Origin of the sequence: Pseudoalteromonas sp. TAE79, from assembly GCF_000498015.1 — a bacterium.
In the GTDB taxonomy this organism is placed as follows: Bacteria; Pseudomonadota; Gammaproteobacteria; order Enterobacterales; family Alteromonadaceae; genus Pseudoalteromonas.
The window spans coordinates 84,119-102,407 of record NZ_AUTL01000266.1 but is presented as its reverse complement, the minus strand read 5'-3'; the positions used below and the strand labels follow the sequence as shown (position 1 = coordinate 102,407).

Here is an 18,289-nt window from a genome sequence, read left to right as displayed (position 1 = left end):
TATGAGCGATGATCAAGATACAATGGACGAATGGGCAGCAGCATTAGCAGAAGCCGAAGGTCCAGATGATAGTAGCGAAGCACATGTTGCAGAGCTTGATGAGTTAAGTGATTCAAAACACGAAATGAGTGGCGATGAAAAACGAAAACTCGACACTATTTTAGATATCCCCGTTACTATTTCAATGGAAGTAGGGCGCTCTAAAATTAATATTCGTAACTTACTGCAACTCAACCAAGGCTCTGTTGTTGAGCTTGACCGTGTTGCGGGCGAGCCGCTAGACGTACTAGTTAATGGTACTTTGATAGCTCATGGCGAAGTAGTTGTAGTAAACGACAAGTTTGGTATTCGCTTAACTGACGTGATCAGCCAAGTAGAGCGGATCAAAAAACTACGATGAGCTTATTAGTTGCTTTAACTAGTTCCGTTTTTTCAAAAGCAGATGTGGCAACACCAACTGGAGATATACTCTCTATGGTGCTGTCGCTTGTAATGGTGCTAGTACTAATTATTGTGCTGGCATTTTTTGTTAAAAAGCTTAATCCAAATTTAGCAAACAGCGATGAATTTAAAGTAGTCAGAAGCCTGCCTTTGGGTTCTCGTGAGCGTTTAATGGTTGTTGAGATAGATAATGCTCAGCATTTGCTTGGTGTAACTCCTCATAGTATTAATTATTTACACAAGTTAGAAACCCCATTAAGTGAAAAAGAACTGCCTGAACTCGCTAAACGATTTGGTAAACTTTTAAACCCACAATCAAACCAAAATAAAAAGAATTAAACCTATGACAAAGTGGCTGCTTATTATTTTTGCCATGGTGTTTGTACCAAGTGTAAGCGCAGAGGGAATTGATGCGCTTACTATTACAACAAACGCTGATGGCACACAAGATTACTCAGTAACGTTACAAGTTTTAGCAATTATGACGGCGCTGAGTTTTATACCGGCTGCCATAATTATGATGACCTCATTTACACGAATTATTGTTGTACTCGCTATTTTGCGCCAAGCAATTGGTTTACAGCAAACACCGTCAAACCAAGTGTTATTAGGCATGTCACTTTTTTTAAGTATTTTTATAATGGCGCCTATTTATCAGCAGGTAAACGAGCGAGCTATAGAGCCTTACTTAAATGAGCAGGTTACATCAGTAGAGGCTTTAGAGCTTGCTAAAGAGCCAATGAAAGCATTTATGCTTTCTCAAGTGCGTCTCAAAGACTTAGAAACGTTTGCTAAAATTGCCGGTTACGATCAGCTAAATTCGCCACAAGATACGCCATTAATAGTGTTAATACCGGCCTTTGTAACCAGCGAACTGCAAACGGCATTTATAATTGGGTTTATGTTTTTTATCCCATTTTTAATTGTTGATTTAGTGGTCGCTTCGGTATTAATGGCGATGGGTATGATGATGCTTTCCCCCATGATAGTGTCCTTACCGTTTAAAATTATGCTGTTTGTACTTGTTGATGGTTGGAGCTTAGTGATGGGGACTCTAGCTAAAAGCTTTGGTTTAGGGACTTAGTATGCAAAGCATTAACATGACCCAACGATAGGAGTACAACATGGAACCGGAAATTTTTGTTGATATTCTAAGTGACGCGCTGTTTTTAGTTATTAAATTGGTGTCTGCAATTGTAGTCCCAGGCCTAATTATTGGTTTAGTGGTTGCTGTATTTCAGGCGGCAACATCAATCAATGAACAAACGTTGAGCTTTTTACCTCGTTTATTAATTACCATTAGTGCGCTAATTGTAGGTGGGCACTGGCTTACTCAAGAACTGATGGATTTTTTTACTCGCCTAGTATTACTTATTCCTGAAATTGCAGGTTAAACGTGGAATACCCCTTTTCAGTTGTTATTCAATGGTTGAGCGATTTTTTGCTGCCCCTGGTACGCATTAGCTCAATGATTATGATTATGGCTGGTTTAGGTGCTAAAAATGTCCCTACGCGCATAAAAATGGGGTTATCAGTTGTTGTAACTTTTCTTGTCGTTCCTGTTCTGCCGCCCGCTACATTCACTAATTTATTTTCGTTTGAGATGATTTTAGTCGTTATTCAACAAATGCTGATTGGTGTTGCTATTGGTTTTGCATCTATACTCTTATTAAATACTTTTGTGTTAGCAGGGCAAATACTTGCGATGCAAACCGGTTTAGGTTTTGCTTCGGTTATTGACCCCTCTAATGGCGCAAGCGTCCCAGCGGTTGGCCAGTTTTTCCTTATTTTGGCCACCTTGCTATTTTTTGCTTTTAACGGTCATTTAATGATGATTCAAATGGTGGTGCATAGCTTTCAAGTGCTACCCATTGATGGCACATGGTGGTCTGTAGATCATTACTGGGACATAGTGACTTGGGGCGGCTGGATGTTTACTACAGCACTGGTACTCTCACTTGCACCGCTTACCGCAATGCTCGTTATTAATATGTCGTTTGGGATTATGACGCGTGCAGCGCCGCAATTAAATATTTTCTCTATTGGTTTTCCGTTTACCTTAGTAGCGGGACTTATTATTATTTGGGCGACACTAGGTAACTTTGTTACTCAGTTTGAGTTTCAATGGTTAAAAATGGTTGAGCTAATGTGTACTTTAGTTGGTTGCTCACCTTAGGAGAAAGTCATGTCTGAAGACTCAGGACAAGAAAAAACAGAAGAACCGACATCCAAAAAGCTTGAAGAATCTAAAAAGAAAGGCCAAATAGCACGCTCAAAAGAGTTAGGTACCATGTTTGTACTTATTTTTTCGGCTATATCGCTTTTGATGTATGGTCCTGAAATTGGTAAAGGTTTATACAATGTAATGGGCCGAACCCTTAGCTTAAACCGCAACGAAGCCTTTGATACCACTAAAATGTTTGCCGTGTGGGGAGAGGTTGCAGACGCGTTGATGTTTCCTATGGCTATGTTTGTGTTAATTATCGTTTTGGCTGCATTTATTGGTAATACGTTACTCGGTGGTTTTAACTTTAGCTGGGAAGCTGCTGCACCTAAAGCAAGTAAAATGTCGCCAATGAAAGGCTTTAAGCGGATGTTTGGCCCGCAAGCGGCTATTGAGCTTGTAAAGTCACTTTTAAAATTTGGCTTGGTTGCAAGTTTTGCTATATTTTTAATTAATACCTATTTTGATGAAATACTGCATTTAAGTTTAGAAAGTGCGCCAGGTAATATTATCCATGCCTTAGAGATTTTAGGCTGGATGTTTTTAGGTCTTTCGTGCACTTTAATTATTATTGCGGCTATTGATGCACCATTTCAAAGTTATAACCATAACAAACAACTTAAAATGACAATGCAAGAGATTAAAGATGAGTATAAAAACTCTGAAGGTGACCCACAAATAAAAGCGCGTATTAGGCAAACTCAAAGGCAAATGTCGCAAAACCGTATGATGCAAGATGTCCCTGACGCTGATGTTATTGTTACCAACCCAACTCACTACTCAGTAGCATTAAAATACGATACAGAGCGCGCAGGAGCGCCAATAGTGCTTGCTAAGGGTATCGATGAAATGGCGATGCAAATTAGAAAAGTAGCAATAGGGAATGAAGTACCTATTTTAGAATCCCCCATGTTGACCCGAGCGCTTTATCATACGGCTGAAGTAGGAGAGCAAATACCCGATCAGCTATTTACTGCAGTAGCGCAAGTTTTAGCGTATGTATTTCAGCTTAAGCGCTTTAATAAAGGGCGCGGTAAACGTCCAACTAAGCTCAATAACAAGCTCCCAATCCCCGATGCCTACAAGTATTAAACCGTTAACTTAGTAACTTGGAATAGTTATTGCAAATTCTACGTAGTGTCAATTTTTTGAAATTGTAGAATTATGAGTTTTAAAGCGGTATTACAACAACTTAACAGAGACAAAAAAGACTATGCCAAAGGGGTAGGTACTCCTTTGCTTGTGCTTGCAGCCTTGGGAATGGTGATCTTACCGTTACCGCCATTTTTACTCGATATCCTTTTCTCGTTTAATATTGCCCTCGCATTAGTGGTTTTACTCGTGACTGTTTACACGATGAAGCCGGTTGAGTTTGGTATATTTCCCTCTGTATTACTAATCGCTACGATTATGCGCTTAGCGCTTAACGTTGCCAGCACTCGAGTTGTATTACTTGAAGGTCATAATGGTGGTGATTCTGCCGGTAAAGTAATTGAAGCGTTTGGCTCAGTTGTTATTGGTGGTAACTACGCAGTTGGTTTGGTCGTATTTTTAATTCTGATCATTATTAACTTTGTGGTAATTACTAAAGGTGCTGGGCGTATTTCTGAGGTATCTGCACGTTTCACCCTTGATGCAATGCCGGGTAAACAAATGGCAATTGACGCCGATTTAAACGCTGGTTTTATCAGTGCTGAGCAAGCGCGTGACCGCCGCGAGGAAGTAACTCGCGAAGCTGATTTTTACGGCTCAATGGATGGTGCGAGTAAATTTGTAAAAGGCGATGCCATTGCAGGTATTGTTATATTAATCATCAATATTGTTGGTGGTTTATTTGTCGGTATGATTCAACATAATTTGAGTTTTGGCAACGCAATGGAAGTATATACATTACTTACCATTGGTGATGGCTTAGTTGCTCAACTCCCTTCTTTACTGCTTTCAATTGGTACCGCGATTGTTGTAACACGTCAAAATGAGTCGCTCAATATGGGTGACCAATTTAAGAAACAACTAGGTAACGAAAAATCACTCTTTATTGCTTCAGGTATTTTGATCATCATGGGCTTAGTACCTGGTATGCCGCATATTGCTTTTTTAAGTTTAGGTGCGTTACTGGGTTATTTAGCTTACTACACACAGCAAACTAAGTTAAAAGCCGCTGCAGCAGAAGCCGAAGAAGCCGCCAGTGGCGGAAGCGCTGCAACAGGTATTGCCAATAAACAAGAGCAAAAAGAACTTGGTTGGGATGATGTTCAGCAGGTTGACGTAATTGGCCTAGAAGTAGGTTACAGATTAATTCCGTTGGTAGATCAATCTCAAGGTGGTGAGCTACTTAATCGTATTAAAGGTGTACGTAAAAAGCTTTCTCAAGAACTTGGTTTTTTAGTACCACCTGTTCATATTCGCGATAATTTAGAGCTTGATCCAAATGCTTACAGAATAACGCTAATGGGTGTTTCAACCGGTGAAAGCGAACTTAAACATGGCGACGAGCTAGCGATTAACCCAGGGCAAGTATTTGGTCCTATTAAAGGGGTTGAAACTAAAGATCCTGCGTTTGGCCTTGATGCAGTATGGATCAAGCCTGATCAAAAAGATGAAGCGCAATCACTAGGTTATACCGTTGTAGATTCAGCCACGGTAGTTGCCACTCATATTAGCCAGTTATTAACTAACAGTGCGGCGTTGCTACTAGGGCATGAAGAAGTTCAAAACCTGCTTGATATGCTTGCTAAAAGCCATCCTCGCTTAGTAGAAGGACTAGTACCTGATGTGTTGCCATTAACTGCAATTGTAAAAGTACTGCAAAATTTATTGAATGAAGGTGTAGCTATTCGCGATATGCGCTCAATTGTTCAAACCCTTGTTGAATATGGTCCGCGTAGCCAAGACCCTGATGTATTAACGGCTGCAGTGCGTATTTCCCTGCGTAGATTAATTGTTCAAGATGCGGTGGGAATGTCATCAGAAATTCCTGTCATAACCTTGGCGCCTGAGTTGGAACAGATGTTGCATCAGTCATTACAAAATGCAGGTGATGAAGGTGCCGGTATTGAGCCAGGACTTGCAGAGCGACTTCAAGTGTCATTAACACAAGCGCATCAAAATCAAGAAATGGCCGGTGAACCTTCTATATTGCTAACGTCAGGAATGTTACGCACTGTGTTATCTCGTTTTGTTAAGTACACCATTCCAGGATTGAGAGTGATGTCTTATCAAGAGGTACCAGATGAAAGACAGATAAAGATTGTTAGCTCTGTAGGGCAACAATAAGATTTTAACAGGGGTTGAATCATGAAAATTAAACGTTTTTTTGCTAAAGATATGCGCACAGCACTTAAAGAAGTTAAAGATGAATTAGGTGTTGATGCGGTTATTATGTCAAATAAGAAGCTGGCTAACGGTGTAGAAATTGTAGCGGCAGTTGATTATGACAAAGCAGCCCCTAAAGTAGCAGCGCAACCACAACGTAATGCTGAACCTCGTGCTCAAGCGCCACAGCAAAGCATGCATAACTTTGTAAGACCAGAGCCACAGCGTGCTAAGCCTGAGCCACAAGCAAAGGTTGCTGACAGCTTACAAGCATTACTAGAGCGACAATCACCGCGTCCTCGCTCCCCTGAACTTGCTTCTATGTTTTCACAATCGGGTATTGATACTACCGATAACTATCAAGAGCCGGCTGCGCAGCCGCGTACTAAAAATATGTTTATTCCTGAAAGTGCAGCGCCAGTTCGCCCACAAACTCAAGCCGATAGTTTAGGTTTTGATGATTTAGACCGCGATTTTGATGATTTAGATAGCCCGGTAACTGCTCGCCCACAAAATAAAAATAATGAAAGCGAAGAAATGACAACAATGCGTGAAGAAATGAACGCGATTCGTCAGTTACTTGAACATCAAGTATCAGGTTTAATGCAACAAGATATGGCGCGTCGCGATCCAACGCGTGCGTGCATGGTTGACCGTTTAGTCGGTATGGGTATTGATAAAGAAGTCGCGCAACAAATGGCATGTTTCGTACCTGACGACGTGTCTCGTCAGCAAGGCTGGAAAGCATTGCTAACAATGGTTGAAGATCAAATGCAAACAACCAATAACGAAATACTTCGCCAAGGTGGTGTATATGCGTTAGTGGGTCCAACAGGTGTGGGCAAAACCACGACAGTTGCTAAGCTTGCAGCTCTAGGTGCACAAAAGTATGGCGCCGATAAAGTTGCCTTAATAACCACTGATACGTACAGAATTGGTGCTTATGAGCAGCTTGCAACTTACGGTCGTATTATTGGTTGTGGTGTAAAACAAGTTAAAGATGCTAATGAGTTAGCTGAAGTTTTATATCATTTACGAAATAAACGTCTAGTGTTAATTGATACGGCAGGTATGAGCCAGCGAGATTTACGCTTAACTGAGCAGTTAAATACGTTAATGCGCAACCAGCGTGTGGATATTCGCAGCTACTTAGTACTCAGTGCCACAGCGCAAATTAATGTACTACAAGAAACTGTACGCCACTTTAAAAAAGTACAGTTAAGTGGTTGTATTTTTACCAAGTTGGATGAATCATTAAGTTTGGGTGAGATTATTAGTATTGCGATTCAAAATCGCCTTCCAATAGGGTATCTTACTAATGGACAACGAGTACCAGAAGATATTCGTGTTGCAAATGCTGAAAAACTAGTGAAAAAGGCTGAGCAATTATATTTAAAAAGAACAAAAGCACAACATTCAAGGCATCAAGCAGTGGCGCCAAGTACAGTAGGGATGTATGATTAACACAGTATTAGATCAAGCAAGCGGCCTGCGCAAAATGAGTCAAAACAATAACAACGGCGTTAAAGTTATCGCTGTAACCGGTGGTAAAGGTGGGGTGGGGAAAACAAATGTTTCTCTAAATACTGCTATAGCACTAGGGCAGCAAGGTAATAGAGTACTAGTACTGGATGCTGACTTAGGTTTGGCAAATTGTGATGTGATGCTTGGTTTACGTGTAGAGCGTAATTTGTCACACGTTTTGTCTGGTGAATGTGAGCTTGACGAAATTTTAGTTGAAGGTCCTGCTGGTATTAAAATTGTACCCGCTACATCGGGTTCGCAAAGTATGGTTGAGTTATCACCATCGGAGCATGCTGGACTAATTCGTGCGTTTAGCGAATTGAATACCGAATTTGATATTTTAATTGTAGATACAGCCGCTGGTATTTCAGACATGGTGCTAAGCTTCTCACGAGCAGCACAAGATGTAATGGTTGTAGTGTGCGATGAACCAACATCAATAACCGATGCTTACGCACTTATTAAAGTATTAAGCCGCGAGCATGGTGTTTATAAGTTCAAAATTGTTGCAAATATGGTCCGCAGTATGCGTGAAGGTACTGAATTGTTTGCAAAACTATCTAAAGTTACCGATCGCTTTTTAGATGTGTCAATGGAGCTAGTAGCAACGGTTCCTTATGACGAAAATATGCGCAAAGCAACGCGTCGTCAAAAAGTAATAGTAGAGCTCTTTCCAAATTCGCCAGCCGCTCTTGCGTTTAAAACGCTGGCAACAAAAGCAGTTAAATGGCCAATACCCAACCAACCATCTGGGCATTTAGAGTTTTTCATTGAGAAACTAGTAAACGGTTAATTATGACAACACTGGTGAATAGAGCTATGGGATATCAATCAACACAAAATTTAAATGTGATTGTTGAGAAGCATGCATCACTTGTTAAAAAAGTGGCATGTCATCTAATTGCTCGATTACCACCTAGCGTTCAACTTGATGATTTAATTCAATCAGGAATGATAGGCTTAATAGAAGCTTCGAAAAACTTTGATGCAACAAAAGGCGCAAGCTTTGAAACTTTTGCAGGTATTCGTATTCGCGGTGCTATGCTTGATGAAATGCGCCGTGGTGATTGGGCTCCTCGTTCAGTTCACCGTAAAAACAGGCAAGTTGCAGAAGCAATTACTGAGCTCGAAAGTAGTCTGAACCGCGAACCAACGGACATAGAAGTTGCTGAAAAACTTGAAATTTCGCTCAATGAGTACCATCATATTTTAAATGATGCGAATACGAGTAAAATATTAGGCATTGAAGACCTTGGTGTAGATGAGGATGTTATTACTCCTGTAGGCCAAGATTTAGCACAAGATAAACCTTTTAATAATGTTAAAAATGATAGGTTTAATGAGTCTTTGCTAAGTGCAATTAAGTCATTACCAGAGCGTGATGCAATGGTGCTTTCTTTGTACTACAACGATGAAATGAATTTAAAAGAAATAGGACATATACTCGATGTAAGTGAATCGCGTGTAAGTCAGATACATGGTCAGGCGATGATTAAGCTTAAAGCTAAAATCAATGACTGGATAAATTAGTAGTAAGTAAACAAAGGTTAATACCTCACTGGGGGATGTTTTGGATAAAAACATGAAAATTCTTGTAGTTGATGATTTTTCAACGATGAGACGCATTATAAAAAACCTGTTACGTGACTTAGGTTTCACTAACGTTCAAGAAGCTGATGATGGGTCTACAGCTTTGCCTATGTTGCAAAATCAAGTGTTTGATTTTGTAGTTACGGATTGGAATATGCCTGGAATGCAGGGTATTGATCTTTTAAGAGCAATACGTGCAGACGAGAAGTTAAAACATATCCCTGTATTAATGGTAACGGCAGAAGCTAAAAAAGAACAAATAATAGCTGCGGCGCAAGCTGGCGTGAATGGTTATATTGTTAAGCCATTTACGGCTGGAACATTAAAAACTAAATTAGAAAAAGTATTTGAACGCTTAGGCTAATGATGGGGGAGAGGCTTATGCCAGCACCAGCTGCGCCTCAAATAACGTTAGAACAAGCTCGTCAGCTCGTTGTTTTTTTAGAAAATGATGAGCAAGACAAAGCAAATCAGTTGATTTTAGAGGCTGCTTCTAAAGAGCAATCTGAATTATTTGCTGAAGTTGGAAAGTTGACTCGTCAACTGCACGAAGCTCTTAAAAGTTTTGAGCTTGATACTCGCTTAACTGATATAACGACAGATGCGATTCCAGATGCTAAAAAGCGGCTTAATTATGTTATAGAAATGACAGAAAATGCGGCTAATAAAACAATGGATGCAGTGGAAGAGAGTCTTCCTATAGCCCAACAGTTAGCGGACGAAATATCTCATATCAAACCGACATGGGATCGTTTAATGAGCCGCGAGATTGAGCTTGGTGAGTTTAAGCAACTTTGCCATAGCATCGATAAGTTTATGAACAACTCTCATCATAAGACTGATGAGCTTCAAAACTTAATGACAAATGTATTAATGGCTCAAGACTATCAAGACTTAACAGGTCAAGTTATTCGCCGTGTTATTGAACTTGTTAGGGAAGTAGAAGAAAGTTTACTGCATCTTTTAACTGCGTTTGCTGAACAAGACGACAGTAACAGCACCGCGAATAAAGTAGAACAACAAAAAATAAAAGAACCAGTTGCCACACAAACTTTAGCAGGTCCTGAAGGCCCTATTATTGATAAAGAATCGCGTAATGATGTTGTATCTGATCAAGATGAAGTTGATGATCTTTTATCAAGTTTGGGCTTCTAAGAGGAGAGTAACTGCATGTTTGAAGTCGATGAAGATATTTTACAAGACTTTCTTGTAGAGGCTGGAGAAATCCTAGAGCTTTTATCTGAACAGTTAGTTGAGCTGGAAAATAATCCAGAAGATACCGAGTTACTAAACGCTATATTTAGAGGTTTTCACACTGTAAAAGGTGGTGCAGGCTTTTTAGCTATGACAGAGCTTGTTGATGCTTGTCACGGTGCTGAAAACGTATTTGATTTACTACGTCAAGGCGTGCGAACAGTCAACTCAGAGTTAATGGATGTTATTTTACAAGCACTAGACACCATTAATGAGATGTTTGCGACTATCCAAAACAGAGACAAGCCTGAACCTGCAGATCCTGAATTACTTCATACTCTTCATATCTTAGGTCTACCTCCAACAGAAGCCGAAGCCAATGAAGCCTCTTCACAAACAGAGGTTGAACAACCTCATAATGAAGTGGTGGATACACCGGTAGCTGATGATGAAGATCCGTTTGCATTTGATGAACTATTTAGCGGAGCGCCTTCGGTTAGCGATGCTGAAATAGATGAAATCACTGAAGACGAATTTGAAAGCTTACTTGATGAGCTACACGGTAAAGGACAAGGTCCTGCAGTTGAAAAACCAGTAGCAAGTAGTAGTAGTGATTTTAATGGTGATATTACTGATGATGAATTTGACAGCTTATTAGATGAGTTACATGGTGTTGGCAGTTTTGGTGAAGTTACTAGCAAACCTGAACAAAATGATGCCAATAAAACACCTGTAGAACCAGCTACACCAGCGGCAAATACAGTTAATTCATCAGATGATGAAATTAGTGATGACGAATTTGAAGCGCTTCTTGATGAACTTCATGGTAAAGGTACTGCTCCTAAATCGATAGAAAGTGCGCCAGCTGCAAAACAACCTGAACCTGTTTCACCGCCAGCTAAACAAGTGAGTGAACCAGTAAAAAAAGCTGCGCCAGCTAAAGCTCCTACTCCAAAACCAGTTGAAAAAGCGCCAGAGAAGCCAGCAGCTAAAGCACCACCAGCAGCAGCTCCAAAAAAATCAGCGCCACCAGCTGCAGAAACCACCGTTCGCGTAGATACAAAACGACTCGATCAAATTATGAATATGGTTGGTGAGTTAGTTCTTGTACGAAATCGTTTGGTTAGTTTAGCGACTAACTCAGACAGTGAAGCGATGGGTAAAGCAATCTCTAACTTAGATGTAGTGACTGCGGATATTCAAGGTGCGGTTATGCAAACGCGAATGCAACCAATTAAGAAAGTATTTGGTCGCTTCCCTCGCGTTGTACGCGACTTAGCACGTAGCTTAAATAAAGATATTGATTTAAAGCTTATTGGTGAAGAAACCGATCTAGATAAAAACTTAGTTGAAGCACTTGCAGATCCACTTGTGCATTTAGTTAGAAACTCAGTTGACCATGGTATTGAAATGCCCGCTGTCCGTGAAGCTGCAGGTAAGTCTAGAACAGGTAATGTTACTTTATCAGCGTCTCAAGAGGGCGACCATATTTTGCTAACCATCAAAGATGATGGTGCAGGTATGGATGCTGAAAAACTGAAAAAAATTGCAATTAGTAAAGGCGTACTCGATCATGACCAAGCGAGTCGACTTTCTGACACCGAAGCATATAACCTGATTTTTGCACCTGGCTTTTCTACAAAAGAAGAAATATCTGATATTTCAGGCCGTGGTGTAGGAATGGACGTAGTTAAAACTAAGATCACGCAACTTAATGGCTCAGTAAGCATTCAGTCTGAACTTGGTGTCGGTACTATTTTAGAAATAAAAGTACCACTTACCTTGGCTATATTACCGACATTAATGGTCATTGTTGGCGCACAAACATTTGCGTTACCACTGGCTGGTGTTAGTGAGATATTCAATTTGGATTTAACGAAGACGAATGTAGTTGATGGGCAATTAACAATTATTGTGCGTAAAAAGGCGATACCGTTATTTTACCTTGAGCATTGGTTAGTAAAAGGCTCAGATCGTTCTCAGCGAAAATCTAAAGGTCACGTCGTTATTGTACAAATTGGTACGCAACAAATAGGCTTTGTTGTTGACTCATTGATTGGCCAAGAAGAAGTAGTGATTAAGCCGCTCGATGCGTTACTTCAAGGAACGCTAGGTATGGCAGGGGCTACAATAACTTCGGATGGTGGCATTGCACTGATTTTAGACGTTCCAAACATGTTAAAACATTACGCAGGCTAATAATAAAGTAGGTATATATTTAATATATACCTACGCATAAATTTAATAAGAGAGCTAAATGGCCGTTAAAGTTTTAGTTGTTGATGATTCAAGCTTTTTTCGCCGTAGAGTAAGCGAAATCCTTGAGCAAGATAGCGATATACAAGTTATAGGCTTTGCTGTTAATGGCAGAGAGGCTGTTGAGAAAGCAGCTCAATTGCGTCCTGACATGATCACCATGGATGTCGAAATGCCTGTGCTTGATGGTATTAGCGCAGTTAAAGAGATAATGGCGAGTAACCCAACTCCTATCTTAATGTTTTCATCACTTACACGTGATGGTGCAACAGCAACGTTTGATGCGTTAGATGCTGGCGCAATGGATTTTTTACCGAAAAAATTTGAAGATATTGCGCGCAATAATGAAGATGCAATTAAGCTTTTGCAAAGTAAAGTAAAAGATATAGGGCGAAGACGTTTACCGCGAACATTTAGAGCGGCAACACCAGTTAAACCAGCCATTTCAACTAAACCAACAAGTTCACTTTCGCAAAGAGCAAGCACATCAACAACTCAAACCAAGCAGCCTGGTAGAAGCTTTCAAAGAGCTGCGCCTGCTGCATCGACAAGTTCAAATGTTGCCTCAATGCGAGCAAGTGGAAAACAATATCAACTTTTAGCTATTGGTACTTCTACAGGTGGTCCTGTTGCTTTGCAAACTATATTGACTCAATTGCCTGCTAATTTTCCTCACCCTATTTTACTTATACAGCACATGCCAGCTGCATTTACACCCGCGTTTGCAGCGCGCTTAAACGGTTTGTGCCAAATAAAAGTGAAAGAAGCACAACAAGGCGATCGTTTACAACCAGGAACTGCTTATTTAGCGCCTGGCGGACAGCAGATGATGGTAGAGGGGCGTGGAGCAAATAGAACGCTGCGCGTATTTGAAGATCATAGCGAGAGAATAAGTTATAAACCAAGCGTAGATGTAACGTTTGCTAGTGCAGCTAAAACGTATCAAGGCGATGTACTTGCTATTGTTTTAACAGGTATGGGCGCTGATGGTCGTGATGGTGCAAGAATGTTAAAACAAACGGGGGCAACTATTTGGGCACAGGATGAGAAAAGCTGTGTCGTTTATGGAATGCCCCAAGCCATTGCTAATGCGGGGCTTTCAAGTGAAAGCTTAGCATTGAGCGATGTTGCAGCGCGTATAATGAGAGAGGTAGGTTGTGGATAAACTCTCAATATTTGGACTATTGGTAGCACTTAGTGCAATAGGTCTAGGTTATTCTTTAGAAGGCGGTGTTGTTTCAGCTTTATTTAATGGCCCTGCGCTTATTATTGTACTAGGTGGCACGCTTGGCGCTGTTATGTTGCAAACCTCTGCTAGCACATTCAAAAAGATGCTAAATATGAGCTCGTGGGTTTTTGTTGCACCACAATACGATATTGAAGACGCAATAGAGCAAGTTAAACGATGGTCTCATAAAGCACGTCAAGAAGGTTACTTAGCGCTTGAGAATGAAGCCTTAGCTCACCCAGATGCGTATGCAGCAAAAGGTTTAAGCTTACTTGTCGATGGCTGCTCAGAGCAAAAACTACGTGACACGCTTGAAATTGATTTACTGCTAGAGCGTGATCGTTTGCTTGAAGCCGCGCGTGTTTATGAAGCAATGGGGGGTTACAGCCCTACCATTGGTATTTTAGGTGCGGTGCTTGGCTTAATACAGGCAATGTCGTTTATTACCGATCCACAAATGCTTGGCGCCGGCGTTGCAACGGCATTTATTGCGACCATTTATGGTGTTGGTTTAGCTAATTTATTGTTTTTACCTATGGCAAATAAGTTAAAACAGCGTGTAGAGCAAAAAATGCTTTACCATGAAATGCTTGCTGAAGGCGTTATTGCAATAAGCATAGGTGAAAGCCCAGTAAATATAGAATTAAAGCTTGAAGCCTATCGTGTAGAGCGCCCTAATTTAGTGGACGAATAACATGTTACGCCGACGACTTCGTCACTCTGCTGCTAAAAGTCAACATACCGAACGTTGGCTTGTATCGTATGCCGATTATATGACTATTATGTTTGCTTTTTTTGTGGTTCTGTATGCGATAGCGATTAATAAAGAAGAACAATTCCAAATATTGTCAGATTCCCTTGAACAGGTTTTTGATAAGTCAGCTCGCCAATACTCCCAGCAAGGTGAAGGTGTCAACGGTAATGGAATATTGACAGATAGAGTGACACCTGAACAAGAAGTTCTTTATGGCGAAAGTATATTAAAAGAAGAGCAAGGTCCTGAGCTACTCGACGGCCAAAGTGATACAAGCAACATCCAGCAAAAGTATTTAGGCAAACCTCTTGATAGTTTATTAATTAAATTACAGTCAGCGCTTATTGATGAAATCCGTGATGGAGAAGCCAGTTTAGAGCTGAACCAAGATTGGCTGATTATAGAGCTAAGCTCAGGTATGTTATTTTCAAGTGGTAGTTCAGTTGCACACTCTCGAGCAAAACAGGTCGTCAAGATTGTTAAAGATATTATTGCACCAGTAGATAACTATGTAAGAGTACGAGGTTATACTGATGATGAAAGTATTCGTAATGAGATATTTCGTTCGAACTGGGAACTGTCGGTAGCTAGAGCCACGTCAATTTTAGTAGAGCTGGAAGCATTAGGCATTAATTCAGCTAGAATGGCGATAGAAGGTTATGGCCAATATTCACCTTTTGCAAGTAACGATACAGAACAAGGGCGCGCAGAAAATCGTAAAGTTGTTATCGCACTTTCTAAGTATGGATTACCGCCAAAACAAGAGGTTAAAAGTGACGGGCAAGCTGATGAGCCTGCAGTGGTTGAACCTGAAATTGAGCTTCCTTCAGATGACGATACAATAAAAATAATTCGTTTGCCTCATGGTGGTATTCGCATAACAACGCGCAATGAACAGTAATTAGGATGTAATGTGAAAATTTGGACTGTCGCTAATCAAAAAGGGGGGGTTGGTAAAACAACTACCGCAGTGAGTCTTGCCGGTATTTTGGCATTACAAGGCAAGCGTGTATTGCTTATAGATACAGACCCTCATGCGTCACTCACTTATTACTTTGGCATTGACTCCGAGGATTTAGAAGTCAGTGTGTACGATATTTTTGCGCGTGGAACAAGTATGCAAAGTGAAGAGATACTCCAAGCTTTGTGTCCATCAACACTCCAAAACCTGGATATTTTACCTGCAACTATGGCAATAGCTACGCTTGATCGAAGTATGGGTAATAAAACAGGGATGGGGTTAATACTAAAAAAAGCGCTTGCAAAAATTAGCGAACATTACGATTATGCCATTTTAGATTGCCCTCCAGTTTTAGGGGTGTTAATGGTCAATGCGCTTGCAGCAAGTGAGCGAATTTTAGTACCGGTGCAAACGGAGTTTTTAGCACTCAAAGGGCTTGATAGAATGATGCGTACTATGGATTTGATGCAATCCTCTCAAGCAAAAGATTATCAATATACTATAATTCCTACCATGTACGACAAACGTACCAAAGCATCGTTAGAGGCATACAAAACATTGCAAAGTACATATGGTGATAAAGTCTGGCCAGGTGTGATACCGGTGGATACCAAATTTAGAGATGCAAGCTTTGCACAAAAAGTACCTGTAGAGTATTGTCCTCGCTCACGCGGTGTATACGCATATAAAGCACTGCTAGAATATTTAATTGAACAAGGTTAATGAATGAGTAAGCAATTGTTTGCTAATGAAAAAGTAATGAAACAATACCTCGGGGCTTTGTTATGTGAAGATGAGCCTGTAGATAACCTTGAGCCAGTTGCAAAATTACTTGAGCAAATCCCTGATGATTCACAACACAAGCATATTCATTCAAAACCTAAAGAACAATTAAAAGCAGCAGAGAGCACATTTGATAATGACTTGCTCAATGTTGAAATTGAGCCAATAGCTGAGCCAGCGTTTGAAACCGAAAAAGTTAATGAAGTGGTTGACGAGGAAGTAATAGCACCTGCAATTACTACTATAGAAAAGCCAGAGCTGGAGATTGTAACTACTAGCCAATCAGACTATTTTGATGGTGAATTTCAGGCACTATTTTTTGAAGTTGCTGGCTTGACCTTGGCTGTGCCATTAAAAGCACTCGGTGGAATACATCAATTAGGTGAAGTAAATCATTTGTTTGGTAAGCCAAAATGGTTTAAAGGCGTTATGCTCAACAGAGAAGAAAAGCTTAATGTTGTTGATACTGCGCGTTGGGTTATGCCAGAAAAATATGATGATAAATTAGAGGCATCTTTAGATTATCAATATTTGATTACATTAGGTGATAGCCAGTGGGGTTTATTAGCTGAGAAGTTGATAAATAACATTACATTGAGTAAAGAAGATGTAAAATGGCGTACAAATAAAAGCAAGCGCCCATGGCTTGCTGGCGTTATAAAAGAAAAAATGTGTGCTTTGATAGACGTAGATAATTTAAATATATTATTAGAGAAAGGCTTAGATAGCCGTCAGTAGTAATGACCATTACGGGGTAATAGCATGAATCAAGATAAATTACTGTCAGCAAATAAAAACGCAGATAATAACGATGAAATTTTACAGTGGGTTACGTTTAAGCTAGAGGAAGAAACCTACGGCGTAAATGTAATGCAAGTACAAGAAATACTTCGTTATACAGAGATAGCTCCTGTACCAGGTGCGCCTTCATATGTGATTGGTATTATTAACTTACGCGGCAACGTTGTTACCGTTATTGATACTCGCGCACGTTTTGGTTTGCTAGCTGCTGATGCAACTGACAACTCTCGCATCTTAATTATTGAAGCAGAAGAGCAAGTTATTGGTATTTTAGCCGACAGCGTATCGGAAGTAGTTTACTTGCGCAGCTCTGAAATCGACAGTGCGCCAAATGTTGGTACTGAAGAAAGCGCTAAGTTTATTCAAGGTGTTTGTAATCGCGATAATGAATTACTGATTTTGGTTGATTTAAATAAGTTACTCAGTGATGACGAATGGGATGAGTTAAGCGATATATAAGCTTTACCAAATAAATTATGGTGTTACTTAGTATAGCTATATCAGCGTTAGCGGTAGGACTTATATCGCTGGCGTTAATTATTGCATTAAAAAATAAACACGCGAATGAAATTAATGCTGTATCGCAGCAGCTTAAAGATAGCTCTGAGCAGACTCATATTTTGCGCAGTGAAATTTCGGAGATTAGAACCGGGCTCTTAAGTATTGGTAAGCGAGTGCTTGAAGTCGAACAACAAAACCAAGATTTAATGCAACAGCAAGCGGCGCAAAAATACGATGACCCTGATGCTAAAATTTACTCTCGTGCTGTAAAAATGGTTGAGTTAGGTGCAGACCTTGATGAAGTAATACGCGAGTGCGAACTACCACGAGCAGAAGCCGAATTACTATTTTCATTACATAAACAAAAAGGTGCTTAGCGCCTTTTTTTATGTGCGGATAAATTGGCTCAAGCCTTAATATTTAACTTACCTTGAAAATTCTGCCAACCTGGCGGAAATTGACCTCTTAATACATACGAAAACGCAATAAGCTCTGCAATAACATAATAAAGCTCTTTAGGAATTTCTTCTCCTAACTCTAAATGCGACAACGTTTTAGCAAGTGCTGCATCTTCGTGGATCATAATTCCTTTTAGTTTAGCCGCAGCTATTATTTCATCAGCTAATTCACCAAACCCCTTAACACTTACAGTGGGTGTGTTACCAGCTTCGTACAAAAGCCCAATGGCCGATTTATTAATCGGTGTTTCACTCATAG

The 18,289-nt window shown here is 40.2% G+C and carries 21 protein-coding genes; 20 read left to right on the top strand and 1 reads right to left on the bottom strand.

Annotation, left to right across the window (positions count from 1 at the left end):
• Window position 1: 1 nt before the first annotated feature.
• From fliN to L655_RS0121165, 20 genes are all read left to right on the top strand, one after another.
• Entirely contained in the window at window positions 2–400 is a 399-nt protein-coding gene (fliN, locus tag L655_RS0121260) for a flagellar motor switch protein FliN (RefSeq protein ID WP_024599211.1), read from the top strand.
• Complete coding sequence (gene fliO / locus L655_RS0121255; protein WP_007377952.1) at window positions 397–780, top strand: flagellar biosynthetic protein FliO; 384 nt, start codon at window positions 397–399, stop codon at window positions 778–780. The genes fliN and fliO overlap by 4 nt, the downstream gene beginning before the upstream one ends.
• 4 nt (window positions 781–784) lie before the next feature.
• Window positions 785–1,525, top strand: coding sequence for a flagellar type III secretion system pore protein FliP (gene fliP / locus L655_RS0121250; RefSeq protein ID WP_024606210.1), 741 nt, complete (start codon window positions 785–787; stop codon window positions 1,523–1,525).
• A 40-nt stretch (window positions 1,526–1,565) separates the two neighbouring features.
• Window positions 1,566–1,835, top strand: a complete 270-nt coding sequence (gene fliQ, locus L655_RS0121245) for a flagellar biosynthesis protein FliQ (RefSeq protein ID WP_002959325.1) — start codon at window positions 1,566–1,568, stop codon at window positions 1,833–1,835.
• 2 nt (window positions 1,836–1,837) lie between these two features.
• Entirely contained in the window at window positions 1,838–2,617 is a 780-nt protein-coding gene (gene fliR, locus L655_RS0121240) for a flagellar biosynthetic protein FliR (protein ID WP_024606209.1), read from the top strand.
• Between the two features lie 9 nt (window positions 2,618–2,626).
• Window positions 2,627–3,757 carry a flagellar biosynthesis protein FlhB gene (gene flhB, locus L655_RS0121235; RefSeq protein WP_007585806.1) on the top strand — a complete coding sequence of 377 codons (1,131 nt, stop codon included), beginning with the start codon at window positions 2,627–2,629 and terminating at the stop codon, window positions 3,755–3,757.
• Between the two features lie 72 nt (window positions 3,758–3,829).
• Window positions 3,830–5,941, top strand: coding sequence for a flagellar biosynthesis protein FlhA (gene flhA, locus L655_RS0121230; protein ID WP_024606208.1), 2,112 nt, complete (start codon window positions 3,830–3,832; stop codon window positions 5,939–5,941).
• Between the two features lie 21 nt (window positions 5,942–5,962).
• Window positions 5,963–7,444 carry a flagellar biosynthesis protein FlhF gene (gene flhF / locus L655_RS0121225; RefSeq protein WP_010553900.1) on the top strand — a complete coding sequence of 494 codons (1,482 nt, stop codon included), beginning with the start codon at window positions 5,963–5,965 and terminating at the stop codon, window positions 7,442–7,444.
• Complete coding sequence (locus tag L655_RS0121220; RefSeq protein WP_002959312.1) at window positions 7,437–8,297, top strand: MinD/ParA family protein; 861 nt, start codon at window positions 7,437–7,439, stop codon at window positions 8,295–8,297. Before flhF ends, L655_RS0121220 begins: the two co-directional genes overlap by 8 nt.
• A gap of 26 nt (window positions 8,298–8,323) precedes the next feature.
• Window positions 8,324–9,034, top strand: coding sequence for an RNA polymerase sigma factor FliA (locus L655_RS0121215; protein ID WP_002959310.1), 711 nt, complete (start codon window positions 8,324–8,326; stop codon window positions 9,032–9,034).
• Window positions 9,035–9,074: 40 nt separating this feature from the next.
• Window positions 9,075–9,458, top strand: a complete 384-nt coding sequence (cheY, locus tag L655_RS0121210) for a chemotaxis response regulator CheY (protein ID WP_004588308.1) — start codon at window positions 9,075–9,077, stop codon at window positions 9,456–9,458.
• A gap of 17 nt (window positions 9,459–9,475) precedes the next feature.
• Window positions 9,476–10,249, top strand: a complete 774-nt coding sequence (locus L655_RS0121205; RefSeq protein WP_024606207.1) for a protein phosphatase CheZ — start codon at window positions 9,476–9,478, stop codon at window positions 10,247–10,249.
• A gap of 15 nt (window positions 10,250–10,264) precedes the next feature.
• Window positions 10,265–12,487, top strand: a complete 2,223-nt coding sequence (locus L655_RS0121200) for a chemotaxis protein CheA (protein WP_024606206.1) — start codon at window positions 10,265–10,267, stop codon at window positions 12,485–12,487.
• 58 nt (window positions 12,488–12,545) lie between these two features.
• Window positions 12,546–13,709, top strand: a complete 1,164-nt coding sequence (locus L655_RS0121195; protein ID WP_024606205.1) for a chemotaxis response regulator protein-glutamate methylesterase — start codon at window positions 12,546–12,548, stop codon at window positions 13,707–13,709.
• Complete coding sequence (locus L655_RS0121190; RefSeq protein WP_024606204.1) at window positions 13,702–14,466, top strand: flagellar motor protein; 765 nt, start codon at window positions 13,702–13,704, stop codon at window positions 14,464–14,466. Before L655_RS0121195 ends, L655_RS0121190 begins: the two co-directional genes overlap by 8 nt.
• A gap of 1 nt (window position 14,467) precedes the next feature.
• Window positions 14,468–15,427 carry a flagellar motor protein MotB gene (locus L655_RS0121185; protein WP_024606203.1) on the top strand — a complete coding sequence of 320 codons (960 nt, stop codon included), beginning with the start codon at window positions 14,468–14,470 and terminating at the stop codon, window positions 15,425–15,427.
• A 12-nt stretch (window positions 15,428–15,439) separates the two neighbouring features.
• Entirely contained in the window at window positions 15,440–16,210 is a 771-nt protein-coding gene (locus tag L655_RS0121180; protein ID WP_002959298.1) for a ParA family protein, read from the top strand.
• 3 nt (window positions 16,211–16,213) lie between these two features.
• A complete protein-coding gene (locus tag L655_RS0121175) occupies window positions 16,214–17,008 on the top strand; it encodes a chemotaxis protein CheW (protein ID WP_024606202.1) in 795 nt (264 codons plus the stop codon).
• A gap of 24 nt (window positions 17,009–17,032) precedes the next feature.
• Entirely contained in the window at window positions 17,033–17,530 is a 498-nt protein-coding gene (locus tag L655_RS0121170; RefSeq protein ID WP_002959294.1) for a chemotaxis protein CheW, read from the top strand.
• A 17-nt stretch (window positions 17,531–17,547) separates the two neighbouring features.
• Window positions 17,548–17,949 carry a DUF2802 domain-containing protein gene (locus L655_RS0121165; RefSeq protein ID WP_024595394.1) on the top strand — a complete coding sequence of 134 codons (402 nt, stop codon included), beginning with the start codon at window positions 17,548–17,550 and terminating at the stop codon, window positions 17,947–17,949.
• A 29-nt stretch (window positions 17,950–17,978) separates the two neighbouring features.
• Here the strand turns inward: L655_RS0121165 and L655_RS0121160 are convergent, their stop codons facing one another.
• A complete protein-coding gene (locus tag L655_RS0121160) occupies window positions 17,979–18,287 on the bottom strand; it encodes an EscU/YscU/HrcU family type III secretion system export apparatus switch protein (protein WP_024606201.1) in 309 nt (102 codons plus the stop codon).
• Window positions 18,288–18,289: the final 2 nt, after the last annotated feature.